Source organism: Campylobacter anatolicus (genome assembly GCF_018145655.1).
In the GTDB taxonomy this organism is placed as follows: domain Bacteria; phylum Campylobacterota; class Campylobacteria; order Campylobacterales; family Campylobacteraceae; genus Campylobacter_A; species Campylobacter_A anatolicus.
In genome coordinates, this window is sequence record NZ_JAGSSY010000002.1 from 51,991 (window position 1) to 77,114 (window position 25,124).

Annotated in this window: 25 protein-coding genes; 16 read left to right on the top strand and 9 right to left on the bottom strand. The window is 37.5% G+C overall.

Annotation, left to right across the window (positions count from 1 at the left end):
- Nucleotides 1-6: 6 nt before the first annotated feature.
- A complete protein-coding gene (locus KDE13_RS03400; RefSeq protein ID WP_212140593.1) occupies nt 7-2,454 on the top strand; it encodes a molybdopterin-dependent oxidoreductase in 2,448 nt (815 codons plus the stop codon).
- Between the two features lie 58 nt (nt 2,455-2,512).
- On the opposite strand, the gene KDE13_RS03405 is transcribed toward KDE13_RS03400, so the two are convergent.
- From KDE13_RS03405 to KDE13_RS09530, 6 genes are all read right to left on the bottom strand, one after another.
- Nucleotides 2,513-2,827 carry a DMT family transporter gene (locus KDE13_RS03405; protein ID WP_212141472.1) on the bottom strand — a complete coding sequence of 105 codons (315 nt, stop codon included), beginning with the start codon at nt 2,825-2,827 and terminating at the stop codon, nt 2,513-2,515.
- A complete protein-coding gene (locus tag KDE13_RS03410) occupies nt 2,824-3,231 on the bottom strand; it encodes a DMT family transporter (protein ID WP_338083711.1) in 408 nt (135 codons plus the stop codon). Before KDE13_RS03410 ends, KDE13_RS03405 begins: the two co-directional genes overlap by 4 nt.
- A gap of 181 nt (nt 3,232-3,412) precedes the next feature.
- Nucleotides 3,413-5,881 carry a flagellar hook protein FlgE gene (flgE, locus tag KDE13_RS03415; protein ID WP_212140595.1) on the bottom strand — a complete coding sequence of 823 codons (2,469 nt, stop codon included), beginning with the start codon at nt 5,879-5,881 and terminating at the stop codon, nt 3,413-3,415.
- A gap of 1,078 nt (nt 5,882-6,959) precedes the next feature.
- Nucleotides 6,960-7,184, bottom strand: a complete 225-nt coding sequence (locus KDE13_RS09520; protein WP_229204373.1) for a hypothetical protein — start codon at nt 7,182-7,184, stop codon at nt 6,960-6,962.
- Nucleotides 7,145-7,378, bottom strand: coding sequence for a hypothetical protein (locus KDE13_RS09525; RefSeq protein ID WP_338083715.1), 234 nt, complete (start codon nt 7,376-7,378; stop codon nt 7,145-7,147). The genes KDE13_RS09520 and KDE13_RS09525 overlap by 40 nt, the downstream gene beginning before the upstream one ends.
- Complete coding sequence (locus KDE13_RS09530; RefSeq protein ID WP_229203945.1) at nt 7,348-7,563, bottom strand: hypothetical protein; 216 nt, start codon at nt 7,561-7,563, stop codon at nt 7,348-7,350. Before KDE13_RS09530 ends, KDE13_RS09525 begins: the two co-directional genes overlap by 31 nt.
- Before the next feature lie 295 nt (nt 7,564-7,858).
- Here KDE13_RS09530 and KDE13_RS03425 point away from each other — a divergent pair, with 295 nt between their 5' ends.
- The 4 genes from KDE13_RS03425 (at nt 7,859) to KDE13_RS03440 (ending at nt 11,708) form a co-directional block, all read left to right on the top strand.
- Nucleotides 7,859-8,692 carry a hypothetical protein gene (locus KDE13_RS03425; protein ID WP_212141471.1) on the top strand — a complete coding sequence of 278 codons (834 nt, stop codon included), beginning with the start codon at nt 7,859-7,861 and terminating at the stop codon, nt 8,690-8,692.
- Nucleotides 8,693-8,784: 92 nt separating this feature from the next.
- On the top strand, nt 8,785-9,246 hold the full coding sequence (gene accB / locus KDE13_RS03430; RefSeq protein WP_212140967.1) for an acetyl-CoA carboxylase biotin carboxyl carrier protein: 462 nt from the start codon (nt 8,785-8,787) through the stop codon (nt 9,244-9,246).
- Nucleotides 9,246-10,577, top strand: a complete 1,332-nt coding sequence (locus KDE13_RS03435) for an acetyl-CoA carboxylase biotin carboxylase subunit (protein ID WP_212140598.1) — start codon at nt 9,246-9,248, stop codon at nt 10,575-10,577. The genes accB and KDE13_RS03435 overlap by 1 nt, the downstream gene beginning before the upstream one ends.
- Before the next feature lie 360 nt (nt 10,578-10,937).
- Nucleotides 10,938-11,708 (top strand): SDR family NAD(P)-dependent oxidoreductase, encoded by a 771-nt coding sequence (locus KDE13_RS03440; protein ID WP_212142853.1) that lies wholly within the window; start codon nt 10,938-10,940, stop codon nt 11,706-11,708.
- A 104-nt stretch (nt 11,709-11,812) separates the two neighbouring features.
- Here the strand turns inward: KDE13_RS03440 and KDE13_RS03445 are convergent, their stop codons facing one another.
- Nucleotides 11,813-12,637: a peptidylprolyl isomerase gene (locus KDE13_RS03445; RefSeq protein ID WP_212140600.1), complete on the bottom strand. Its 825-nt coding sequence runs from the start codon at nt 12,635-12,637 to the stop codon at nt 11,813-11,815.
- Between the two features lie 72 nt (nt 12,638-12,709).
- Here KDE13_RS03445 and gltX point away from each other — a divergent pair, with 72 nt between their 5' ends.
- The 6 genes from gltX to KDE13_RS03475 are packed head-to-tail and all read left to right on the top strand — an operon-like array spanning nt 12,710 to nt 17,833.
- Entirely contained in the window at nt 12,710-14,089 is a 1,380-nt protein-coding gene (gene gltX / locus KDE13_RS03450) for a glutamate--tRNA ligase (RefSeq protein WP_212142854.1), read from the top strand.
- Entirely contained in the window at nt 14,086-15,339 is a 1,254-nt protein-coding gene (locus KDE13_RS03455) for a malic enzyme-like NAD(P)-binding protein (RefSeq protein ID WP_212140602.1), read from the top strand. Before gltX ends, KDE13_RS03455 begins: the two co-directional genes overlap by 4 nt.
- Nucleotides 15,340-15,966, top strand: coding sequence for a uracil phosphoribosyltransferase (gene upp, locus KDE13_RS03460; RefSeq protein ID WP_212140603.1), 627 nt, complete (start codon nt 15,340-15,342; stop codon nt 15,964-15,966). It begins immediately after the preceding gene.
- 8 nt (nt 15,967-15,974) lie between these two features.
- Nucleotides 15,975-16,550: a DJ-1/PfpI family protein gene (locus KDE13_RS03465; RefSeq protein ID WP_212140604.1), complete on the top strand. Its 576-nt coding sequence runs from the start codon at nt 15,975-15,977 to the stop codon at nt 16,548-16,550.
- Nucleotides 16,551-16,604: 54 nt separating this feature from the next.
- Nucleotides 16,605-17,156: an NAD(P)H-dependent oxidoreductase gene (locus KDE13_RS03470; RefSeq protein ID WP_212141464.1), complete on the top strand. Its 552-nt coding sequence runs from the start codon at nt 16,605-16,607 to the stop codon at nt 17,154-17,156.
- 2 nt (nt 17,157-17,158) lie between these two features.
- A complete protein-coding gene (locus KDE13_RS03475) occupies nt 17,159-17,833 on the top strand; it encodes an MqnA/MqnD/SBP family protein (protein ID WP_212142855.1) in 675 nt (224 codons plus the stop codon).
- Between the two features lie 232 nt (nt 17,834-18,065).
- Here KDE13_RS03475 and fliI read toward each other — a convergent pair whose 3' ends face one another.
- On the bottom strand, nt 18,066-19,376 hold the full coding sequence (gene fliI, locus KDE13_RS03480; protein WP_212140607.1) for a flagellar protein export ATPase FliI: 1,311 nt from the start codon (nt 19,374-19,376) through the stop codon (nt 18,066-18,068).
- Complete coding sequence (gene folE, locus KDE13_RS03485) at nt 19,373-19,945, bottom strand: GTP cyclohydrolase I FolE (RefSeq protein ID WP_212140608.1); 573 nt, start codon at nt 19,943-19,945, stop codon at nt 19,373-19,375. Before folE ends, fliI begins: the two co-directional genes overlap by 4 nt.
- Before the next feature lie 125 nt (nt 19,946-20,070).
- Between folE and tig the strand changes: the two genes are divergently transcribed.
- The 5 genes from tig to KDE13_RS03510 are packed head-to-tail and all read left to right on the top strand — an operon-like array spanning nt 20,071 to nt 25,124.
- Nucleotides 20,071-21,393: a trigger factor gene (gene tig / locus KDE13_RS03490; protein WP_212142856.1), complete on the top strand. Its 1,323-nt coding sequence runs from the start codon at nt 20,071-20,073 to the stop codon at nt 21,391-21,393.
- Complete coding sequence (clpP, locus tag KDE13_RS03495) at nt 21,393-21,983, top strand: ATP-dependent Clp endopeptidase proteolytic subunit ClpP (RefSeq protein ID WP_212142857.1); 591 nt, start codon at nt 21,393-21,395, stop codon at nt 21,981-21,983. Before tig ends, clpP begins: the two co-directional genes overlap by 1 nt.
- Nucleotides 21,984-21,992: 9 nt before the next feature.
- Entirely contained in the window at nt 21,993-23,036 is a 1,044-nt protein-coding gene (locus KDE13_RS09740) for a GGDEF domain-containing protein (RefSeq protein ID WP_212140611.1), read from the top strand.
- Between the two features lies 1 nt (nt 23,037).
- Nucleotides 23,038-23,571 (top strand): peptide deformylase, encoded by a 534-nt coding sequence (gene def / locus KDE13_RS03505; protein WP_212140612.1) that lies wholly within the window; start codon nt 23,038-23,040, stop codon nt 23,569-23,571.
- Nucleotides 23,568-25,124, top strand: a complete 1,557-nt coding sequence (locus KDE13_RS03510) for a YifB family Mg chelatase-like AAA ATPase (protein WP_212142858.1) — start codon at nt 23,568-23,570, stop codon at nt 25,122-25,124. Before def ends, KDE13_RS03510 begins: the two co-directional genes overlap by 4 nt.

The window sequence follows — 25,124 nt, forward strand, 5'->3', positions numbered from 1 at the left end:
AAAGTTATGAAAAGACGAGACTTCATTAAGGTGTCAGCACTTGGAGCGACAAGTCTAAGTGCGGCTAGGATAGATGGCGTAAATAAGACTATTTTTGATAACAAAAAAGTCTTTGGTGCAAACCGCTTTGGAACGTTTTATGTAAATTTAAACTCCGAGCAGATTGTATCGGTTAGTGAGTTTGAGGGTGAAAAATTTGCTAATACAATGAATCATTCGCTCCCTGATGTGGTGCAAAATGAAAATCGTGTTTTGTATCCGATGGTGCGTAAAAGCTATCTTAAAGCAAAAGGTGCTAGCAAACCTGAGCTACGCGGTAAAGATGAGTTTGTGCGTGTGAGCTGGGACGTGGCACTTGATCTTGCAGCAAAAGCTTTAAAAGATAACTTTGATAAATATGGAGCCCAAAGTATCTACGGCGAGTGTTACTGGTGGGGCGGTAGTGGTAAGGTTAGCTGGGGCAGGACAGTAGTTCATAGGATGCTTAAAATTTTAGGTGGATATGTTGAGGAGAGTGGGGATTATTCAACTGGTGCTGGACTTGTTATAATGCCTCACGTGCTTGGTAGCTCTGCAGTTTATGACGCACCGACAAAGTGGAAAGCAATCGTTAAAAACGCTAAAAATGTAGTATTTTGGGGGACAGACCCTATCGTAACTAACCAAATTTCATCAAATCCACCAACACATGATGGCTACATCGGCATGATGGAGCTTAAAAAATCAGGTATAAAAACTTATAGCGTAAATGTTATGAAAAATGACACAGCACGATATTATGATAGTCAGATGCTTATAGTGCGTCCAAATACCGACACAGCTATGATAATTGCTATGTGTCACTATCTATACACAAATAACCTTTATAACGCTGAGTTTATCAAAAAATACACCGTTGGATTTAATAAATTTAAAGAGTATTTCCTAGGTGAAACAGACAAAGTGGTAAAAGATACTGCTTGGGCTGCTAAAATTTGCGGAATAAGTAGCGATGAGATAGAAAAATTTGCCAAAGCACTAGCTGCAGAGCCAACTATGATACTTATCGGTAGGGCTTTGCAAAGGGCTGACCATGGAGAGCAACCATTTTGGGCTTTAGTAGCACTTAATGCTATGCTAGGATATGTGGGACTTGAGGGGCTTGGATTTGAATTTAGTCTAGGTTATAGTGCCAGTGGTGCGACTGATAAGATAGCTCCAGTACTAAAAGGGCTAAGCACGAGAGTTAGTGAGAAATATGAAAACGTGGGTTCTGCTCCTTGGAGAACGGCGAAAAATATAACTATCCCATCATCACGTTCTATTGAAGCATTAGAAAATCCTGGTAAAGAGATAGATTATGACGGAGTTAAGATAAAATTACCACATATGAGAGTAGCATATATGGCGTCAGGCTCTATGCTAACTCGCCATCAAGATGTAAATAATATCATTAAGCAGTGGCGTAAATTTGATACGATTATCACAGCTGAGCCATACTGGACTAGTACCGCAAAACTCTCTGATATCGTGCTACCAGTGGCGATAGAAGTTGAGCGATATGACATTAATCAGACTGCTCCAACTGGCGAATACATAGTGGCTTACACTCCTGCGATAAACCCTATGGGCGAGAGTAAAAGTGACTTTTGGATATGTGAGCAAATCTGCAAACGTTGGGGGTATGGTGAAGTATTTAGCGAAGGCAAAGATGAGCTTGGCTGGATGAGAGAGCTTTACGCTGATGCGACAGAACAAGCTAAGGGCTTAAATATAACTATGCCAAGCTTTGATGAGTTTTTGAAGGTTGGATACGTTAAATTTGACAAAGACAACACAGATAGCGAGCTATATACTCGCCTTAGTGCATTCAGGGAAAATCCAGCTAAAAATCGCCTAGGAACACCATCTGGTAAGATAGAGCTTTACTCTCCTACAATCGCTAAATTTGGTTATGCAGACTGCCCAGCTCATCCTGCTTGGATAGAGCCTTTTGAGTGGCTGGGTAATAAAAAACTAACTAAAAAGTATCCGATACATATCGTTAGCCCACACTCGCGTTATAGACTACACTCTCAGCTAAATAACTCAATAATAAGAAATTTTGCCGAGGTGAGTGGTCGTGAGCCGATCCTTATAAATCCAAAGGACGCAAAAGAGCGAGGATTAGCCACTGGCGATATTGTGCGTGTATTTAATGATAGGGGTGAGATCTTAGCTGGCGTGCTTGTAACTGATCTAATGCAGCAAAATGTAGCGGTACTTTGCGAGGGTGCATGGTATGACCCTGAGAAATGGGGCGAGAAGAGCCTTTGTCAACATGGGTGCGTCAATGTATTAACACGTGATAAAGGCACAAGTAGCCTAGCACAGAGCAACACGGCTCACACGACGCTAGTACAGATAGAGAAATTTAAAGGCGAGTTAAGGCCTATCACGGCATTTTCAAAGCCGAAAATTTTACAGTCTTTATAAATTTATAAAGCTTAAATTTTTAGCCCCTCCAAGTTTAAAAATGGGGCTAAAAATTTTATTAACTTATGAGTTTTAGCCCTATGCTTGAACTAAGTATAAGTGCGATAAAAAAGAGCTTTTTAAGACTTTTGCTTTCATTAAACATAATCACCCCAAGCACTACGCCGCCACCAGCTCCGATACCTGTCCATATCGCATAGGCTGTCCCCATTGAGATCTCACGCATAGCAACGCCTAAAAAACCAAAACTGAGGGTAAATTGCACGGCTATAAGTAGTAAAAATATCTTTTTGCCAGTTATAGTAAATTTTTTTAGCATTATTACACCGAGTATCTCAAGACACCCAGCTATCATCAGGGCAATCCAGCTCATTTTGCTTCCTTGCTAAACTCATTTGCTATCTCATCAAGCCCAAGCTCATCTGATAAATTTGCCATTACCTTTTCATCATTTTCTTTGCTTGTTAGTTTTAACCCTATCACACCTATCATCAAAATAGTGATAAGTATGATTTTGGGTACTGAAAATAGCTCATTAAAAAAGATCATCTCGCTAAGCACTACTCCACCTGCTCCTATGCCTACAAATACCGAATACACAATGCTGACTTCAAGATATTTACAAGCTATTATCATTGCTATAAATGAGAACATAATGCCAAGTAGTGTGAGTGTATATAAAAATAGTGTGTCGGAGTGTTTTAGTCCACTCACCCAAAATATCTCCACGATACCGCCAGCGACGACTAAAAGCCAGGACAAATTCGCCTTACTCACTAAAGCTCCTTTAAATTTAAAATGATAATTGTAGCGTAGTTTAGTTATTTGAATTTAAATTTATCTAAGTCGTTTTTTATATAAGATAACTTTTATTTTGATAGTTGGTATTTATTATGCTATCGATAATTGTAGGCTTATAGCTTAGACGATCTTTTGTCTAAGCTATAAATTAAAAAGATTATTTTAGTTGAAGTAGTGTATTTAGCATCTCATCGCTTGTGGTTATAGTCTTTGAGTTTGCTTGAAAGCCACGTTGCACGACTATGAGCTGAGTTAAAGCACGGCTAAGATCGACGTTGCTTTGCTCTAGTTTTGCTGCTGCTATCGTGCCTTTATCTCCGCTACCAGCTACGCCGATGACTGGTTCGCCTGAGTTTGCAGTGCGTGAGAAGATATTACCACCCTCGGCTTGTAAGCCCTCATTGTTTGTAAATGTCGCTACTGCTACTTGTGCTAGACCTAAGCTTATGCCGTTTGAGAATGCTCCGATGATGGTGCCTGTCTCATCGACTTTGACATCTTTTAGTGTTCCGCCCTCATAGCCGTCTTGTGAGATTGACTCTGTTGTTGAGTCCTTATCAAAACTTGTAAGTCCGTTAAAGTCCGTGCCTAAGCCAAAATTTAGTCGTACACTTTGACCAGCTTGTGAGCCATTGTTGCCCGTAAATGTAATACTAGCAGGGTTAAAACTAGCCAGTGAACCGTCTGCATTAAACCTAAGTGAGCCAGTTACTACGTTTGCAGGACCTTCTCCTGAGAAGTTTATCTCGGCTGGTTCTGGCACCTGTATAACCATGCCCCACTCTGTGCCACCGTCTGTTGTGGTTCCTATTTTTGTCCATTTGACGCTGACTGTGTGCTTTGTGCCGAGCGAGTCGTGGATCTCGACTGTCGAGCCGTGAGCACTCATCATCATCTTGCCACTATTTCTCACGGCTTGACCTGGGCTTAGTGAACCCTCTAAAGCACTCATTATCGTTGTTAGTCTTGTATTTTCATTGACCGCTTGAGCGTTGCCTGTTGATTCTTTGGTTAGACCGGTAACGGTAAAGTATAAGGCTTGATCGCTGACATCATTTTTTGGATTTTCTAGTTGGAACTGACCTTCACGATTTAAAGTGAGCTTCACTCCATCGTTTGCGTCAGTACCGAAAGAATTTTTTATAGCTGCAAGACCAGCTGCATTTTTTATATCATCATTGCCAGCTGTGGCATTATATGCTGTGGTATATGCTTGTAGATAGTTTGCATACGCTGTTTGTTGGGCTTGAGTTAGTCCAGCAAAGGCATTTGTAACGGCTTGTAAATTTCGGCCATTTCTAAATGCAGTTTCAGCTATCGTGTTTGCTGTTACGGCATTTTCATTAGCATTTATATTCCCATCACCATCATAATCCACATAATATCTAGCATCTTTTTGTATAGCTGCACGCAAGTCCTCAGTCGTAGTAAATGTCCTTGGTATCGTATCTTGTGGTAAGTGTGTAGCTGTTGTTTGTGAGCTTGAGTAGGTATATTGATACGCTGTTATGATATCTTTGCTTACTAAACCAGCTATTGTATTCCCACCATTTACGGTTAGATGTATATTTTTAGTATTTGCTGTTGTGCCTGAGTTGTTGCGGTTTATTAGTGTTAGTTGGTTGCCAGCTGATATCTCAGCACGAACGCCAGTTCGGTTATATTGGGCATTTATAGCGGCTGCGACGTCGCTTATGCTATTTAGCCCTGTTGCGTTGATGGTCGTACCATTTAGTGTGATGTTTAGTGTATTATTGGGTGCTGTGAGCTGTCCTATATTCTGTGGCTGTGTGCTACCTATTGTTACTGGTTGAGTTTTGGCATTTGCATAGCTTACCCATATGCCTTGGTTATCACGAAGTGCTAAGCCATTACCAAGCTCATCAAATACTACGCCCATATCCACGCCACGCTCTGTTAGCACTTGCTCGTTTTTGGAATTTGTATAAAATTGATTTGAGTTTATATCGTTTTCGTTGTGTATTTCAGTCGCCATTATTACGCCATCGCCGTCGTAGTCGCGTCCGCCAGTGGCTGAGTCTAGTGCATAGACTGGTCTACTTCTTGAGCCTATGTCATTGCCTGAGTCTAGGTTGCCTTTCATATTTATAACAGTCGTCGCACGTGCTGGTGTGGTCAATCCCTCTTTTATCACGATGTTGCTTATAGGTGCGGTAGTATCGATAGTTCCAGTCTCTTCATCTCGCGTCCAGCCCTGTGCGATATAACCTGAGTTATTGACAAAATTTCCAACTTTATCACGTACGAAGTCGCCGTTACGAGTGTAATAATCCGTCTTTCCGCCATCTGGTGATACGACAAAAAATCCATTACCTTGCAAAGCTAAATCAGTATTTTTATCAGTTGATTGTAAAGTGCCTTGAGAGAAAATTCTAGTTGTTGAGTTTATACTTGTGCCAAGACCTATTTGCATAGCGTTTTGACCACCTAGTTCGCCTTGTGGGGCAGTAGCGATACGTGGTGTTTGACTAAGCATATCTGCAAAATTTGCACGTGAATATTTAAAGCCTACAGTATTTACATTTGCTATGTTGTTGCCCTCGACATCCATCGCTATCTGGTGTGCCTGAAGTCCTGATACACCAGACCAAAGTGATCTCATCATGGTTTTATCCTTATTAAAATTTATTTAGCAATGTGTAAGCAAAAGGTGTTCCAAATTTTGTATAAATTTTTATCTCGACTTACTCTAGAATCTAAAAGTTAGCTTTGAATATACATATTTTTCTCTTATCAGTATTTTATCATCTTTGGTGGTTTAAAGTTTGCTTTAAAGCTAGGCTAAAAGTCGTCGCAACATCGTCTTTAAGCTCTATGTTTATAAAAATTTCATCATTTTTATCTATCCAAATCATTTATGTTATCATCATAAGTGGTTAAATCCACAAAGTCATCATTACTTATGACAAAAAGAACAGAAAAGCTCAAGAGATAGCCTAAATTTATGCGGAGCGATGAGTTAAATATAATAGGCTTTGAGTTTGCAGAAGTCAACCAAAAAGAGCTAACTCTAAAAAAGGAAAGACAGCGATAGGTACTAAATTTTCAAAAGAGCTAGGCATAAAATACGCAAAAAATATCCAACCTACATACTTGCAAAATTTATAAAACTAGCCCTAACCACCACAATACCATATATCAAAGACGAAGTGCTAATCACGATTTATTATCAAGCCAAATGGCATAATACAAGCATGAGTGAGTTTGTGCGATTTAAGATGGGACTAAAAGAAGCACCAGAGCCAAATTACTCAAAAAAGAGCAGATCAAAAATTATATTATATTTGCAAGTAAAGAGAAAAAAGAAAAAATCCGCCAAATCACACATAGCCTAGAAATAAGCATTTTAATATACTCGGATGTTAAAATTTTATCCACATACGAGCTAAAAGATATTTTTACATTTGATGAGTTGATGTAATTTAAGGCAGAAGCGTTAAATTTCAACCTAGACTTGATGAGTATATGACAATGAGAATAAGGGGTTGGCAAGATGTTTATAAGCCACTTTGAGTTAAAATCTGCGATGTCTTTTGGTGTAAGTAATAGATTTGATTGTTCTAAGTCTATTGCTCCGCTCCTTTTTGCTTTTTAAAATAATTTTAAGCTCCTAGAAGTCCTACAAGCTACAAAGCAAATTTAAATAACCAATTTATACTATTAAAAACACAATATGGCTATTGTTAGCTTATAGCTAACACGCTCATTAAGCATAAATTTAAAAGAGTAACCAACAACGTTTTTCTTAGACCCATCTGCGATTTTCTTTTCAAAAATAAGTTTTTTAAAGAGTTTTCATTAAGCTCATCAATGGAGGGATTGATTACACGCCGATCCAAGCCTTTTGTCTCATGTTTTTCAGGAACACTCATAAATCTTTCAAAATCAGATCTATTAATTTTACACATTTAAAGCCATCTTTATCAGGCTTAATGTTCTCATATTGCCGTAAAAAACGATACAAAGTCTTAGCAAATTTACCACGGATGGATACAAAATCATTAATATTAATTCTCATAAATTTAAGAGTACTAAAAAGAATATCTAGAGCCAATGGATTTAATTTAAAACTTAAAGATTGTTTATTTCTAAAAATTCGTATATCAGTAAAAACACGCCAACAGTAGTAATTTCATCATCATCCGTTATTTCAACGCTTCTATAAATCGCAGAGCCATCTTGACCCAAAACCTTAGCTCTAAAATTTTTTACTTCATCATTAAATCTAGTCTTATTTAAAGTAGCTGGCATAAATTTATAATTTTTTGCATTTTCCGAGTAGTCCATCTGCTTTGCATATCAGCAAATTGTAAAGAAAATATCATAATCTCTAGCTGTAAAATTTACCAGGAATAACACAGAATTCATTTTGTTACGAAAGACTAGCATGCCGTTGCTTCCGACATGTGCGACTCTAGTAGCTTTTAACACGAAATTACATTTCTCAAAATAGAAAGAAATTTTACCTATATTTACAATTCTCAGTTGAAAATTTTAAACTAGATAGTAAAATACTTTTAATGTATTAAAATTTAAAATTATAAATTTTTTGATATTTTTCTATAAATTTAAAAGGCAGAAAATGGGTGAAAATTTAGCTATCATCGCACAATTTGATCAATACAACAAAAATCCCACAGATATAGCATTTGCTACAATGAAAGGACAAATTTATGAACTTTACTGTTACAATCACATCGTGAAAACGCAAAAAGATGTGCAAATTTTACGTGCTCACTTTACGCAGGCTCAGAATTTTAGAAATTTTTCATATTCAAAAAGTGGCAAAATTTATTACAGGGCGGCATGGATAACTCTTGCAGAGTTTGATATATTGGGCATTAAGGACGATGAGATATATTGGTGGGAGAGTACAATAAGTAAAGGTTCACAGCAAGAGCTAAAAGGCGAGATTGCGAGAAAATTTGAGCTTTTGAGTAAAATTTTTCCTGATTATAAAGTGCGTTTTAGTCTTATTTTACCACAAATTTTAAATGGCTATAAAGACTATCCTATCCTTGAGTTAGCTGAGCCTGATTATGAAAAATATATAGGAAAATATTTTAAGATTACACCAAAAGCAAGCAGTGGCTTTTCGCTTAGAAAATTTGACGCAATGGCAAAAAGATACGACTATATTGGTGATATCATCAGCTCATCGCTTAAGTTTTATCGCTTACCAAGCGTTCAGCCAAAGCGTGTTGGGATATTTTGTCGTTACTATGATATACGAAATATGCTAAATGATCGCTTTGGGTATTATGATATTACAAAGGCGAAATTTGGTGAAATAAATATCGATGGTGATAAAATTTATAGAAACGGCGAAATAATGAAGCATATAAAAAAGACATATAAAGAGGTTAAAATTATCAGAAAAATGCTGAAAAATGGTAGGATAAATTTAGATCAATAGCGACTTTATAGACCTTATAAGTTTAAAGTTTAAATTTGCGAAATTACGATACAATAGCATATTTTATAAAATTTTAGGAGAATACATTGATGATGAATAAAGAAGACATAAAGGATTTAATGGAATTTTTTGAAAAAATGGATGTAAATCGTATCAAAATCAAAGAGAAAGATTTTGAGATAGAGCTTGAAAAATATACTGAATGTGTCGCTCCTGCCACACCAGTAGCGGTATCTAATCCAGCTGTAACTCCTGCTTGTACGCCTGTAAATGTCGTCGTAAGTGCTGAGAGTAAACCAGCTGCTACTACACCAAAAGATAGCATTAACTCACCTATGGTGGGGACATTTTATGCCGCTCCAAGCCCGGGTGCCACCCCTTTTGTAAAAGTGGGTCAAAGAGTGCGAAAGGGCGATGTTATCGGCATTATAGAGGCGATGAAGATTATGAATGAAATAGAAGCCGAGTTTGACTGCCAGATTACTGAAGCACTCGTAGCTGATGGACAACCTGTTGAGTTTGGTTTACCGTTATTTGGTGTGGAGAAAATTTAATGGAGCTAAAGCGTATTTTAATCGCAAACCGCGGTGAAATAGCACTGCGAGCCTTGCGAACGATAAAGGAAATGGGCAAAGAGGCGATAGTAGTGCATTCAACTGCAGATAGAGATGCTTTGTATGTAAAATATGCAGATGCCGCCATCTGTATCGGTAACCCACGTTCAAGCGACAGCTATCTAAATATACCAGCCATTATATCAGCTGCTGAGATAAGCGAAGCGGACGCGATATTTCCGGGATATGGCTTTTTAAGCGAGAATCAAAATTTTGTTGAAATTTGCGAACATCATAAGCTTAAATTTATAGGACCAAGCGTGAAAGCTATGGCTTTAATGAGTGATAAAAGCAAGGCCAAACAGATGATGCAGCGTGCCGGAGTGCCAGTCATACCCGGCTCAGATGGCTCGATAAGCGATATCAAGGTAGCTAAAGAGTTAGCAATAAAAATCGGCTATCCTGTCATACTAAAAGCCGCAGCTGGTGGTGGTGGTCGTGGTATGCGTGTGGTCGAGCGTGAAGAGGATTTGGAGAAAGCATTTTGGTCGGCTGAGAGCGAGGCTATGAGTGCATTTGGTGATGGGACTATGTATATGGAAAAATATATCTTAAATCCACGCCATATAGAGGTTCAAGTCATCGGCGATAGCTATGGTAATGTGCTTCATATCGGTGAGAGGGACTGCTCTATGCAACGTCGCCATCAAAAGCTAATAGAAGAAAGCCCTGCAATTTTGCTAGATAATGCTACTCGTGCAAGGTTACACGAGACGGCTGTACGTGCGGCAAAGGCGATAGGATATGAAGGAGCTGGGACGTTTGAATTTTTAGTGGATAAAAATTTAGATTTTTATTTTATTGAGATGAATACTCGTTTGCAGGTGGAGCATTGTGTCAGTGAGATGGTAAGCGGACTTGATATAATTGAGCTTATGATAAAGGTCGCACAAGGCGAGAGACTACCTAGCCAAGATAGCATAACGCTAAAAGGACACGCCATAGAGTGCCGTATAACAGCTGAGGATCCAAAGACGTTTACTCCAAGTCCTGGTAAGATCACACGATATGTCTGTCCGGGTGGCCGTAATGTGCGAATGGATAGTCATATCTATCAAGACTACTCTATACCGCCTTATTATGACAGTATGATAGGAAAGCTTATTGTGTGGGATGAGGATAGAAATAGAGCAATACACAAGATGAAAGTAGCATTAGAACAACTTGTTATACAAGGCATCAAAACTACACGTGATTTTCATATTGCGATGATGGAAAATGAGGATTTTATAAATAATAACTATGATACAAACTATCTTTCATATCGTTAAAACAAAGTATTTTCTCGCAGATATCTTTAAGGGAGCTAGAAAAATTTACGATTGATAGAGTATATGCCTTATCTTTGTTTAATTTTTCTTTGCAACCTTATAAATTTTTGTAACACTATTGCTTGGCTTTTCTTTTTTAAATTTATCCCATCTAACAAAAAGCTATCGCACTATTAAATTTAATTTCAAGTGTATAATTACACATAGACTATGAGGTGGTAAAATATTACCGGATTTAGGCTAGGCGGTTTAAATTTCACTATGAAAGATAAAGTAATTACTGAGTAAATTTAAAAGTAATATAACATAAACTCGCAAGATAAGTAGTCTAAAAATAAAAACTAATTGAAAGGAAAAAATATGAAAGAATATATTGTAACCACAGGTGCTAGCTCTGGTATAGGAATGGCAACAGCTAGGGCCTTTGCGATGCGTGGTGAAAATTTGATCCTAATAGCACGCAGAAAAGAGCTTTTAGAAAGCCTACGTGCTGAAATTTTAAAATCCATGTCAGATATCGATGTAGTGGTTAAAATTTGTGATCTATCAAATATACAAAATGTCTATCAAGTTTACGATGAACTTAAAGTATACAACTTAAAAACTTGGATAAATAACGCAGGATTTGGCGATTATAGTCTTGTAGGTGAGCAAAATTTAGACAAAATAGAGCATATGATTGATTTAAATATTAAAGCACTTACGATATTTTCCACACTTTTTGTAAGGGATTATATAGCCAAAGATGGTGCACAGTTAATAAACATCTCATCAGCGGGTGGCTATACTATCGTGCCAAACGCTATAACTTATTGTGCTAGTAAATTTTATGTGAGTGCTTTTACTGAGGGTCTTTATCACGAGTTAAAACAAGATAAAAATGCAAAAATGACGGCTAAACTCCTTGCACCTGCTGCAACTAAGACCGAGTTTGGTGCAGTAGCCATAGACGCAGCAAATGTCAATGATTATGACTATGACGCAAGTTTTAAAAATTACCATACAAGCGAACAGATGGCTGAGTTTTTGCTTGCACTTTATGATAGTGAGTTCTGCGTTGGTGCGGTTGATAGAAATAGCTTTGAGTTTAGATTAACTCAACCAAAATTTGAGTATGCCAGGAAATATTGACAATATAAATACGGCAGAGACATAAAAAGCGGAGTAAAATTTAGCTTAAAATGTGTTTTTATAAATTTAGAAAAACCAAAATTTAGCGGCTTTAACCGCTAAATTTACCTTAAAATTTGAATTTTTGCCTTTGCACGTAGTTTGTCAAAATAATCATTTATGAGACTCTCTTGCTCTCTTTGATAAAGTATGTTTAAAACATGATCTTTAACTTGCTCAAAACTAGGGGTGTATTGCCCTGATTTGCTTTTTACATAAAACATATCAAAGCCGTCTTGTGAGCGTAGTATTTGTGTGTAATTACCATTTGGTGTGTTTGCTATTACGGCATTTAGTCGTGGATCTATATTTGATGAGCTTAGGCTTAAATTTTGTGCGGTTACGCCCTTGTTAGCACCCGCTTTGCCGATCTGTGCTTGTAGCTCATTGGCACTTTTAGCGGTGTATCGCACTACATCAGCGTTTGAAAATACGCTAAACTCAGAGATATTTGTCTCATAGTAGTTTCTAGCTGCATTTTCATTTATGTTTTTATTTGCATCGGCTAATATGCTTTGATATAATTTCTCTTGCACGATCGCTTTTTCTATATCCATTCTAAAATCTGCAAATTTGATACCTTGAGCTTCGACGGAAGCTCTAAATTGTGCGTTTGTCATACCGTTTTGCTGAGCCAACCTCTCTATGCGTTCATTTATCTCAAATATACTCGCACTTATGCCGAGATTTTTTATTTGTGCTTGTTGTAATCTATCTTTAATGAGTAAATTTAACGTTTCAACCTCGTTTGTATTAAGCTGTTTAGAGAGTTTATGTATCTCAAAAATTGTTATAGGCTCATTTTCTACGATTGCAGCTATACCATTTACCATCTGTGCGTTTAGGCAGATTGCACATACAAAAGAGACAAAAATACCTTTTTTTAACATAATAAAACCTTTATTTAAGTAATTTCTAATTATAATTTTACGCAATTATAACATATAAAAAAGGCAAAACAGATGATAGTTACTAGATTTGCACCATCTCCAACAGGTTATCTGCATATTGGTGGGCTTAGGACAGCACTTTATAGCTACCTTTATGCAAGACGTAATGGTGGTAAATTCTTGCTTCGCATAGAAGATACTGACTTAAAACGAAACTCAGAAGAGGCGACAATCGCTATAAAAGAGGCATTTGAGTGGTGTGGGCTTGATTATGACGGAGAGGCTGAGTATCAGTCTCGTCGCCTTGATATTTACAAAGAGTATATAAAGCAGCTTTTAGAACAAGGCAAGGCATATAAATGCTATATGAGTAAAGAGGAGCTTGATGAACTTCGTGCAAAGCAAGAAGCAGCAAAAGAGAGACCAAAGTATGATAATCGCTATCGTGATTTTAATGGCACGCCACCAGCTGGAATCGAACCAGTAATCCGTATAAAAGCTCCTTTAGATGGCGAGATAGTTATAAAAGATGGCATAAAGGGCGAGGTTAAATTTAAAGTCGAAGATATTTTAGATGATTTTATAATCGCACGAAGTGACGGCACTCCGACTTATAACTTTACAGTTGTTGTAGATGATGCACTTATGGGTGTTACTCATGTTATAAGGGGTGATGACCATCTATCAAACACGCCAAAGCAGATCGTACTTTATCGTGCGCTTGGCTTTAGTGTGCCTGAGTTTTTTCACGTTGCTATGATAAACGGCGAGGACGGTAAAAAGCTTAGTAAAAGGCATGGAGCCACTGATGTGATGGAGTATAAACGTATGGGCTATCTCTCAGAAGCACTTTTAAATTTCTTAGTGCGACTTGGTTGGAGCCACGGCGATGATGAGATATTTAGTATGGAGGATATGTTAAAATACTTCGATCCGCACGATATAAACAAAAGCTCAAGTACTTATAATGCTCAAAAGCTTGATTGGCTAAACGCTCACTATATAAAAACTCTGCCTTATGAGCGTTTGGCACGTGAATTACGTGAGTTTGGCATAAATTTGGCTGAATTAAAAAAAGGTGAGTTGTTATTAAATTCGCTTCGTGAAAGAGCTAAAACGTTAATAGAACTTGCAGATGGGGCAAAAGCTATCATAAATAGACCGAGTGCTTATGATGAAAAAGCGATGGCTAAATTTATAAACCCACAAAGCGTGAAGATCCTAGCTAAATTTAGCGAAATTTTAGTAGTTGATCTAGATGCAAATGGGTATGAAGCCTTAACGGCTAAGTTTTTAGAGCAAAACGGACTTAAGCTAAAAGATTTAGCTCAAGCGTTAAGAGTGAGTATAACGGGCACGAGCGTAAGTCCGAGTATTTTTGAAGTACTTGAAGTACTTGGCAGCGATGAAGTTAAAACAAGAATATTAAATTTAATGAAGGAAGTAAAATGAACCATGTTACTAAAGAAGAAGCATTGGCTTATCACATTGGAGGCAAGATAGAGATCGGTGTAAAAACGCCTTGTGCGAGTGCTAGGGATCTATCTATGGCTTATACTCCAGGTGTTGCCGAGCCTTGCAAGGCGATAGAGGAAGATAATGAATTAGCATATAAATATACAAATAAAGCAAATTTAGTTGCTGTCATCACTGATGGCACAGCGGTTTTAGGTCTTGGCGATATAGGTGCAGTGGCTGGCAAACCAGTTATGGAGGGTAAGGCGGTTTTATTTAAGAAATTCGCAAATATTGATGCTTTTGATATTGAACTTGATGTGCATGAGATAGACGATATAGTTGCGGTTTGTAAGGCACTTGCACCGACATTTGGTGGTATAAATTTAGAAGATATTAAAGCTCCAAAATGTTTTGAGATAGAGCGAAAACTACAAGAGGTAGTAGACATTCCTGTAATGCACGATGATCAGCATGGAACTGCGATGATAACTAGTGCTGGGCTTATTAATGCACTTGAGATTTCAGGCAAAGATATAGATAAAATAAAGATAGTTGTTAGTGGCTCAGGTGCAGCAGGTATCGCGTGTGCAAAGATGTATAAAGCTTTAGGTGCTAAAAATATCGTGATGATAGATAGTAGAGGTGTGATACACAGTGGTCGCACAGACTTAACGCCTGAAAAACTTGAGTTTGCACTTGAGACTAGCGATAGGACTTTAGCGGATGCTATGCGTGGGGCGGATATGTTTTTAGGACTTAGTAAGCCAGGTGTTTTAACTGGTGAAATGGTAGCATCAATGAATGATGAGCCGATTATCTTTGCACTTGCTAACCCAGTGCCTGAGATTTACCCAGAAGAGGTTGCTAAGGTAAGAAGCGATGTTATGATGGGGACTGGCAGGAGTGATTATCCAAACCAAGTAAATAACGTGCTTGGCTTTCCATTTATCTTCCGCGGTGCATTAGATGTAAGAGCTAAAAAGATTACTGAAAATATGAAAATGGCAGCAGCTCGTGCCCTAGCTGGGCTTGCAAAAGAGCCAGTCCCAGCTGATGTTTTAGCTGCATTTGGTGTGAGTGAGCTTAAATTTGGTAAAGATTATATTATACCAAAGCCATTCGATAAGCGTGTGCTTACAGCAGTTGCTCCAGCAGTTGCAAAAGCTGCGATTGATGATGGAGTAGCTAGAGTTAAGGACTTTGACGTTGAAGCATATAGAGCTAAACTCGCAAAAGGATTTTAAATGAAGAATATCAAGCTTATCTCACACCCATTAATAGAGCATAAACTAGCAATTTTACGTGATAAGAACACACAACCGTTTCAGTTTAGGATGCTCGTTGATGAGATAAGTCACCTTATGATATTTGAAGCTACTCGTGATCTAGCCTTGCGTGAGGTAGATGTTGAGACGCCTGTGGCTAAAACGGTTGCTAAAAAGCTAAGTGAAAAAGTGATGATATGTCCTATTTTAAGGGCAGCTTTGGGTATGCTTGATAGTGTATTTACTATCATTCCTGATGCAAGTGTAGGATTTTTAGGATTTCAGCGTAATGAAACGACTGCACAGGCTGAGTTTTTTTACGCTAAACTACCAAAAGATGCGACTGAGCGACTTGCTATCATTATTGATCCGATGTTTGCAACAGGCGGCACAGCGATAGATGCAGTTAAATTTTTACATCAAAAGGGTGTGAAAAATATAAAATTTATATCCATCATCGCAGCCCCAGAAGGGCTAAAAAGATTTAGCGAAATTTACCCTGATGTAGAGGTATTTACGGCAGCTATTGATAAGAGATTGGATGAACGAAATTATATAGTCCCTGGGCTTGGAGACGCTGGGGATAGGGTGTTTAATACGCTTTAAATTTAAACATGACAAACTTAAACGTTATACTATTTGATGATTTTACTGCACTAGATGCATTTGGTGCAGTGGAGGTTTTTTCTCGTGTTGATGGCTATGATATAGGTTATTTTTCTCTTAATGGTGGCAAAGTTAAAAACTCTATAAATTTAAAGCTAGATACATTTAAATTTAGCGATATTTCTAATCACGATATCTTGCTTATTCCCGGTGGATACGGTGTTCGTAAGCTTATTAACGATACGGAATTTATAAACTCTCTTAAGGATTTAGCTTATAAGAGTAAGATTATCCTTTGTGTCTGCACTGGCTCTGTGCTACTATCAAAAACTGGACTTTTAAATGCCAAAGTCGCTACTAGTAACAAACTAGCTTGGGAGTTTGCGTTAAAAAGTAGCAATAAAGTAGAGTGGTTACGCGATATAAGGTGGGTAAGAGATGATAATATATACACATCATCAGGCGTAAGTGCTGGTATAGATATGGCATTAGCCTATGTGAGTGATTATCATGGTAAAGATATGGCAAACTCAGTCGCTCGGGCGATGGAATATGTGCAAAATGATATGTATTTAAGCTTTTAAGCTATATTTGGTTATTTTAGATATAATTTTAAAAATTAAATTTAAGGATTAAAGATGAAAACACTTCTTTTGCTTTCACACACATATTTTGATGGCTCAAAAGTAAATAGAGCCTTGTTTGATGCTGTTAAGGGACTACCTGATGTCACGGCTAGACACTTAGAGGAGATTTATGGTTTTGATATTAGGAGCTTTGACATAGCTACAGAACACGCACTTATAGAGAGTGCGGATCGTATTATTATGCAGTTTCCGATATTTTGGTTTAGTATGCCAGCACTTTTAAAGGCATATATTGATGAGGTTTTTACTCACGGCTGGGCGTATGGCTCGGATGGCAATGCACTTGTTGGCAAAGAGCTACAGGTAGTAGTTACGACCGGTAGTGATATAAGTGCATACTCAAAACAGGGTAGCAATAAGTATAGTGTTGATGAGTTTTTATTATCACTTCGAGGTACTGCCGGATATTGTGGTATGACGTTTAATAAAATTTTCGTTGTAGATGGTGTATTGGGTATTAGTGATGAGAGACTAAACGCATTTTGTTTAAAGTATAAAAAGCTAGTTCTTAATGAGCTTAACGAAGATGATGAAGAGGCATAGAGTTGCTTTTTGGCAAGATTGATTATTTAAATTTACTCCCTTTTCATATATTTTTAAAACGTTCAGCACTTCTAAGTTACGTAAAAAAAAGCATAGAGCATAACAAAGGAGTGCCAAGCCACTTAAACAAAATGCTGCTTAAAAATCGCATAGATGCAGCTGTCATCTCAAGTGTAGAGAGTCGCCATAAGGTGTATAAAAAGCTAGACTTTGGTATAGTTGCAAAGGGTGATGTTAAAAGTGTTTTAGTGCGAAAGAGTAGTGAGACAAAGCTAGATAGTGCGAGTGCCACGTCAAATATGCTCTCAAAAATTTTAGGCTTAAAGGGCGAGGTTATCATCGGAGATAGAGCCTTAAAAGCATATGTGGATGAGGGTGGTGATAAATTTTATGATATGGGGCAGTTGTGGCATAAGCGGACAAATTTGCCATTTGTATTTGCAAGATTTTGCTACCGAAAAAATGCTAAAATTTATAAAAAACTTTCACATAGTTTTCTGCGTCAAAATGTCAAAATTCCAAGCTATATCTTAAATGAATATGCCAAAACTAGGGACATTTCACCAAATAATATCAAATGGTATCTTAAATTTATAAGCTATAAAATAAGGACAAAAGAGAAAAAGGCACTGTTTATGTTTTTAAACCGTGCAAGAGCATTAAATTTTAAACCTTAGATCTTAAACATATTGATCGTGAGTATATTTGAATGATTTTGAAAATTTAAATCTGCGGTAGAGTATATTTTTAGCCTTGGTTTAAATTTAATATTCTAGTTTTTAAACGTTTTGCAGAGTAGCGATTAGCAATCACGACCACATTGAGATAAGATCATAAACTTGCTAAAAAGTGTGAATAAAACACTTTTTAGCAAATCAATTGTAGCTTTTATCTTGTCTTATGCTATTTTTATAAATTCACTTCAGCTAAAAGCTTTTGTGTATCTTCAAATTTATAAGCTTCACTTGCATCTTGACGCATAAAATTCTCCATATACTCTTTTTTAGAGATAGCAAGATCTAGCTCCTTGTCATTGCCACGCTGATACGCACCTATACGCAAAAGGACTTCATTCTCTTTTAAAAGTGAGTAAAATCGTTTAAATTTCATCGCATTTTGCTTATGTTCGTCGCTTATAACATCGCTCATAACACGAGATGCGGAGTTTTGAATATTAATAGGTGGATAAATGCCTAAGTCGGTTAACTCACGGCTAAGCACAATGTGTCCGTCAAGTATAGAGCGACTCTGGTCGGCTATAGGATCGCTCATATCATCGCCTTCAACAAGCACAGTAAAAAATGCTGTTATGCTACCTTTATCCTTCTCTTTGCCTGCTCGCTCCATAAGTTGTGGTAGTAGAGTGAGTGAGCTAGGCGGATATCCCTTTGACGTTGGTGGTTCGCCTAGTGCTAGACCTATTTCACGCTGTGCCATCGCAAAACGTGTAACACTATCCATTATAAAAAGTACGTCGTTGCCCTGATCTTTAAAATATTCTGCCACACTCATCGCACAAAATGCACCGTATTTTCGCATAAGTGAGCTATCATCGCTAGTGGCCACTATGATGACAGTGCCGTCTAAATTCCCATCTAAATTTTTCTCTATAAACTCAGGCACTTCACGGCCACGCTCACCGATGAGAGCCACTACTTTGATGGGTGCAAGAGTATTTTTTACAATCATTCCCATTAGAGTTGATTTACCAACTCCTGAACCGGCAAAAATTCCTAGCTTTTGTCCCTTACCACACGTCAAAAGCCCATCAATAGTCTTTATGCCGACGCTAAAAGGTTCATTTATAAGCCCACGCTTCATAGCTTCAATAGGAGCTTTCATGATCGGCATAAAGTCTGTAGTGTTAATAGCTCCTTTACCATCAATAGGCTTCATAAATGGATCAACTACGCGTCCAAGCAGGCCTGCTCCAACAGGTATGCTCATACCTTGATTGCTTGCATAGACAAAGTCACCTATCTTAAAACCCTCAACAAAGCCAAATGGGCTAATAAATGCACTATTGCCATTAACCTGCGTCACCATACCAAGTTCACTCTTGCTTTTGTCTTTTGCAACTATTCGCACGATGTCACCGATACTTGGGCGAAGTCCGGTGATTTCTATATTTGTAGAGGTTATTTTGGTGATAATACCAAATATATTTGACAAATTTAGATTCTCATCTACGAGCTTTGCTTTTAAACTATCTAAATTCAAAAGTGCGTTTCCCGTGGCGAGTTTATAAGTGAGAAAAACTCACGGCGAGTGTCGGCATTTTTGATAAATGCTCCACGTAATGCCGATGTAGTCGTAGTTGAGTTGATCTTTTGTACTCCACGCATCTCAACGCACATATGCCTTGCCTCAACTACTACACCAACGCCCCTTGGAGCTATGACATCTTGCAGTGCTTGGGCTATTTGCTCGGTCATCTGCTCTTGAATTTGTAGCCGTCTGGCATAAATATTTACCATACGTGGAATTTTACTTAGTCCAACAACTTTACCATTTGGTATGTAACCAACATGAACGCGTCCAATGATAGGAAGCATATGATGCTCGCAAAGGCTGTAAAACTCGATATTTCTCACTAAAACCATCTCATTGTTTGAGCTTGTAAAAAGTGCGTCATTTAGCACCTCTTTTGGATCCTCTTTATATCCACTTGTTAAAAACTCAAATGCCTTTCTCACACGTTCTGGCGTCTTTTTTAACCCTTCGCGTTCAATGTCTTCGCCTATTAAATTTAATATGTTTTTGATAGAATCTTCAAAGCTAGCTTGCATAAATTTACTCCTAATTTTACGCCCTTATTTTATTCAAAAATCGCTTTTGCACTGATAAATTTATAGCAAAAAAAGGAAAAATTTGATATATTTTAGGCTAAATTTTGTAATCAAAAAGGAAATAGATGGAAATCAAAACAAAACAACTAGACAGCATAAATGTTGAAGTTAACACCAAAGTAACAAACGATGCTATAAAAGCAAATGTAGAAAAACTAGCTAAAAAAGCGGCTAAAAATATGAAAGTAGATGGTTTTAGACAAGGACACGTACCAGTTGCTGTAGTGTTAAAACGCTATGAAAAAGAGCTAAGAGCCGATGCAGAGCAAGATATTTTAAGAGATATCTTAGATGAGGCGGTTAAAAAGGTTGATAAGAAAAATGATGATGTTATAGGTGAACCACTTATTTCTAAATTTGATAGAAAAGATGATGGTATAGATGTTGAGATGACTGTGTCGTTTAAGCCCGTTGTAAGCGTTGAAGGATACGAGGAACTTATACCTGAGTTTGCTACTCCAAGAGTGCTTAAAAAAGACATAGATGAGAAGAAAAATGATCTTTTAAAGATGATAGCTCCGCTTGAAAAAGTAGATAAAAAACGTGCGTTAAAGAGTGGCGACTTTGCTAAATTTGACTTTGAGGGATTTGTAGATGGCGTAGCATTTGATGGCGGTAAGGCAGAAAATTATGTGTTAGAAATTGGCTCAGGTCAGTTTATACCGGGTTTTGAAGATGGTATGATAGGGCTAAAACCAGATGAAGAAAAAGACATTGAGGTAACCTTCCCTGCAGAGTATGGTGCGGCTCATTTGGCTGGGAAAGCGGCTGTTTTTAAAGTAAAACTACACGAAATTCAAGAGCGTAAAATTCCTGAAAGTATAGACGAGCAAACTCTAAAAAGCATGATGCCAAATGAGGAAAATCCAACTGAAGAGCTACTTGAGGAGCGTATAAAAGAGCAAATTCGTCAAGAGAAAATTTTCACTCTAATCGCAGAGGAGCTTAAACCTAAATTTGCCGATGCATTGGTAGAGAAGTTTAAATTTGATACGCCTAAAAATATTGTAGAGCAAGAGATAGATATGCAGTTTAGAAACGCATGGAGTAGCTTTAGCGAAGATGAGATGAATAAATTTAGAGATGATAAAGATGCAGTTGCTAAAAAGCGTGAAGAGTTTCGCGAGGATGCTGAAAAGAGCGTAAGGCTAACATTTATCATAGATGAGTTAGCTCGTATGCGTGGGGTAAAAGTAAGTGATCAAGAGGTCGTTCAGGCGGTTTATTTCGAAGCTTATAGAAGCGGACAAGATCCAAAAAAACACCTTGAAATGTATAAAAACCAAGGTATGCTACCAGCCATTAAGATGTCTATGATAGAAGAAAAACTATTTAACGAGCTATTTAACAAAGATGATAAAAAAGCCAAAAAAGAGAAGGCTGAATAATGAGCTACTATGTTCCTGTCGTAGTTGAACGAACAAGCAGGGGTGAGAGAAGCTATGATATATACTCTCGTCTTTTAAAGGATAGGATAGTTATGCTAAGCGGAGAGATAGAAGATGGCATGGCGGCTTCTATCGTCGCCCAGTTATTATTTTTAGAGGCAGAAGACCCTGAAAAGGATATCTATCTTTATATAAATAGCCCCGGCGGTGTTATAACTAGCGGATTTAGTATATATGATACGATGAATTATATAAAGCCAGATGTTTGCACGATATGTATCGGTCAGGCGGCATCAATGGGTGCGTTTTTGCTAAGCTGCGGGACATCTGGAAAACGCTATGCTTTACCAAACTCACGCATTATGATACATCAACCACTTGGTGGTGCAAGAGGCCAAGCAACTGATATTGAGATACATGCACGTGAAATTTTACGTTTGAAAGAAATTTTGAATGCAACTTTGGCTAAAAACACAGGACAAAAACTAACCAAGATTGCAAAAGATACAGAAAGAGATCTCTTTATGAGTGCCAAAGAGGCACAAGAGTATGGTCTGATAGATAAAATCTTGGAGAAAAGTTTCAAATAAGGATATTGGGTGATAAAGATAGATAACGCTCCAGAGCCTCATAAAGATAGATTAAATAGAACAAAAATAAATACTAGAGATGGAAAACACGATAGTATTTATAAATTTTCAGAGAGTGTTTTAAAGGGGCTAAATGATGATAATGTTCCATCTATACCTAGTAATTATTCGATATATTTTGATAAAATGCTCTATCAACAGCCAGAGGAGTTTAGGAAGCAGATCGGGGATATGCTTAAGACATATTCTGAAAAGGTGGAGCAGGTATTTGATGGTAACATACATATAGAGCGAGAGGTAAGACAAGGATTTATACAGATCAAAAGTATGCTACAAGCCGTAGCACTCATATATAAAAATTTAAACGTTATGCGAACGATCGTAAAAAAACACATAAATAACCTTGAAAATAATACAAATTTGTTAGCAGTGCAAAATGTTATTAGTGCTTTTAATGAAGACCTACTTAGACTTAGCTCTCTTATGGAAAAGCATATAGACGTTATAAAGATTAATTACGAAGAGATAGGTAAGATGTTTAAAGCGGTCGAAGAACAGGCGGTTTATGATATAAATTTTGAAGTATATAATAAAAAATTCTTTATCACAACGATACAAAATGAGATCGAATCTATTAAAAGATATAACTACAATTCATCATTTTTGCTTGTAAAGCTTAAGGATGACTTTGTAGAACATGTTAAAAATTTAAAAGAGCGAAATAATATGTTTAAAAGCATATCACAACTACTTTTGAAAACATCTCGCAGAAGCGATATAGTCGCTCACTATGGCGATGGCTTATTTGCTATGGTGATGAAATATACCGATGAGAACGGTACTAAACAAGCATGCAATAGAATTTTAAATTTGCTTTCAAATGTACCTTGGAAGATAGATGATAGGGAGTATAAGCTAGATGTTCAGATGATTTGCTCGGTACTAGTAAAAACTAAAAGTATGGAGCAGATAATGTCAGAAGCTCTTGATGCCTTAAGCACTACGATAAATGCAACTCAGCCGATATTTTTAAATTTAAAGAGCGGAGAGTGAGTTGGTATTAGAAATTTTAACTTATCCAAATAAAAAACTATACGAAGTTTCAAAAGATGTTGTAGTCTTTGACGATGAGCTTCATAAATTGCTCGATGATATGTATGATACGATGATAGCTAAAGATGGTATAGGACTTGCAGCGATTCAAGTTGGGGTCGCAAAGCGAATATTTATTATAAATTTATTTGATGCTGAAAGACAGATACAAGATAAGGCTGATTTGATTGAGATAATCAACCCAAAATTTGAGATGAAGCAGGGTGAATGCACCTACCAAGAAGGATGCTTGTCTGTGCCAGGATATTATGATGACGTAAAACGTGCCGAGCGAGTGAAGATAAGCTATCAAAATAGGTTTGGCGAGATGTGTGAGCTTACGACTGATGGGTTACTTGCCATTGCTATACAGCATGAAAATGACCACCTAGATGGACATCTGTTTATTGAACGTATAGGATTCAATCAGCGTAAAAAATTTAATAAAGAGTATAAAGAGCTTAAAAGTAAAAAACACAAAAAAGACAGCAAATGAAGTCCTTAAAATGTGCCACCTATGCAGACGGGCTTAAGGTTATTGATGTTGAGTCTGTCTTTTCACGTGGCTTACCTGGATTTAACATCGTGGGGCTTGCGGGTGCTAGCATAAAGGAGAGTACTGAGCGAGTAAAGGCTGCACTTTTAGGGCTAAACTTTAGTTTTCCAGCTCAGAAAATCACTATAAATTTATCTCCATCTGATCTACCAAAGAATGGTTCGCACTTTGACTTGTCTATTGCACTTTTAATCGCTCTGCAAAAGGCAAAAAATTTAGAGAAAATTTTTGTTTTTGGGGAGCTTGGGCTTGATGGGAGTGTAAAAAATACAGCAAATTTATTCTCGCTTTTGCTATTTTTAAGCACCACTCAAAATGGCGTAAAGGTGCTAGTGCCAAGCGAGATAGCCACTAGAGCTTCACTTATACCAAATTTAGATATTTACGGTGTTAGTACACTTAATGAAGCAATTAGATTTTTTGAAGATAGTGAATTTGCGGCTAGTTGCAAGGCTGATGGGACGCATGAAATTTTTAAAAATGTCATTGAGATTGACGGTAAAAGATATGTGCCGAATTTAGATTTTACTCTTGATTATGCCGATGTAGCAGGGCAGACTAGAGCTAAAAGAGCTTGTATGATAGCTGCTCTTGGTATGCATAATATTTTATTTGAAGGTAGTCCAGGGTGTGGTAAGAGTATGTGTGCTAAACGGTTGGTTTATATAATGCCACCACAAAGTATTGATGAGGTGCTAAGTGCCGCGGCATATCGTTCGCTTAACTTGCAAGATAGTGAGTTTAGTGCCATTCGTGCATTTCGTCATCCACATCATACATCTACTAAAAGCTCCATTTTCGGCGGTGGATCAAGCTCGGCAAAGATAGGCGAGATCGCTCTTGCAAACGGTGGGGTGCTGTTTTTTGATGAGTTTTTACACTTTGCAAAGCCAGTGATTGAGAGCCTTCGTGAGCCACTAGAGGATCATAAAATTCATATCTCAAGAGTAAATTCAAAGGTAACTTATGAGACAAAATTTATCTTTGTAGCAGCTCAAAATCCTTGTCCTTGTGGCAACCTACTCTCAGCTAAGCTAAACTGCCGATGTAGTGAAAATGAGATCCGTCAGTATCGTTCAAGGCTATCAGAGCCGATAATGGATCGCATAGATTTGTATGTTGCTATGCAGGAGAATTTAGGTGAAAGCATAGATGAAGATGTCAGTAAAAATGTGGATAAAAATTTAAAAGATAGTGAGTGTAATAGCTCAAAGCAGATGAGTGAGCGTATAAATAAAGCTTTTGAGTTTCAAAAGCTAAGGGGGCAGAGTGAGCTAAACGGCAAACTTAGCGATGATGATATGGTTAGATTTTGCACCCTTGATAGTGATGCTACGCAGGTGCTTAGCACTGCCATAACTCGCTATCATCTCTCAGAACGTAGTAAGAAAAAGGTATTAAAAGTTGCACGGAGTATTGCGGATTTGGAGCTTTGTAAGGATTTACAAAAGTCTCATATATTAGAGGCATTAAGCTTTAGGTTTAGGAGCTAG

What these genes read in the sequence shown, in the direction of transcription:
- KDE13_RS03510 (WP_212142858.1), top strand. Translation starts at nt 23,568, where the DNA reads ATGAAGTCCTTAAAATGTGCCACCTATGCAGACGGGCTTAAGGTTATT.
- KDE13_RS03455 (WP_212140602.1), top strand. Translation starts at nt 14,086, where the DNA reads ATGAACCATGTTACTAAAGAAGAAGCATTGGCTTATCACATTGGAGGC.
- KDE13_RS03400 (WP_212140593.1), top strand. Translation starts at nt 7, where the DNA reads ATGAAAAGACGAGACTTCATTAAGGTGTCAGCACTTGGAGCGACAAGT.
- gltX (WP_212142854.1), top strand. Translation starts at nt 12,710, where the DNA reads ATGATAGTTACTAGATTTGCACCATCTCCAACAGGTTATCTGCATATT.
- KDE13_RS09520 (WP_229204373.1), bottom strand. Translation starts at nt 7,184, where the DNA reads ATGTGTAAAATTAATAGATCTGATTTTGAAAGATTTATGAGTGTTCCT.
- flgE (WP_212140595.1), bottom strand. Translation starts at nt 5,881, where the DNA reads ATGATGAGATCACTTTGGTCTGGTGTATCAGGACTTCAGGCACACCAG.
- accB (WP_212140967.1), top strand. Translation starts at nt 8,785, where the DNA reads ATGAATAAAGAAGACATAAAGGATTTAATGGAATTTTTTGAAAAAATG.
- KDE13_RS03435 (WP_212140598.1), top strand. Translation starts at nt 9,246, where the DNA reads ATGGAGCTAAAGCGTATTTTAATCGCAAACCGCGGTGAAATAGCACTG.
- KDE13_RS03425 (WP_212141471.1), top strand. Translation starts at nt 7,859, where the DNA reads ATGGGTGAAAATTTAGCTATCATCGCACAATTTGATCAATACAACAAA.
- upp (WP_212140603.1), top strand. Translation starts at nt 15,340, where the DNA reads ATGAAGAATATCAAGCTTATCTCACACCCATTAATAGAGCATAAACTA.
- KDE13_RS03465 (WP_212140604.1), top strand. Translation starts at nt 15,975, where the DNA reads ATGACAAACTTAAACGTTATACTATTTGATGATTTTACTGCACTAGAT.
- clpP (WP_212142857.1), top strand. Translation starts at nt 21,393, where the DNA reads ATGAGCTACTATGTTCCTGTCGTAGTTGAACGAACAAGCAGGGGTGAG.
- folE (WP_212140608.1), bottom strand. Translation starts at nt 19,945, where the DNA reads ATGCAAGCTAGCTTTGAAGATTCTATCAAAAACATATTAAATTTAATA.
- KDE13_RS09530 (WP_229203945.1), bottom strand. Translation starts at nt 7,563, where the DNA reads ATGGACTACTCGGAAAATGCAAAAAATTATAAATTTATGCCAGCTACT.
- tig (WP_212142856.1), top strand. Translation starts at nt 20,071, where the DNA reads ATGGAAATCAAAACAAAACAACTAGACAGCATAAATGTTGAAGTTAAC.
- KDE13_RS03470 (WP_212141464.1), top strand. Translation starts at nt 16,605, where the DNA reads ATGAAAACACTTCTTTTGCTTTCACACACATATTTTGATGGCTCAAAA.
- KDE13_RS03445 (WP_212140600.1), bottom strand. Translation starts at nt 12,637, where the DNA reads ATGTTAAAAAAAGGTATTTTTGTCTCTTTTGTATGTGCAATCTGCCTA.
- KDE13_RS03405 (WP_212141472.1), bottom strand. Translation starts at nt 2,827, where the DNA reads ATGAGCTGGATTGCCCTGATGATAGCTGGGTGTCTTGAGATACTCGGT.
- KDE13_RS03440 (WP_212142853.1), top strand. Translation starts at nt 10,938, where the DNA reads ATGAAAGAATATATTGTAACCACAGGTGCTAGCTCTGGTATAGGAATG.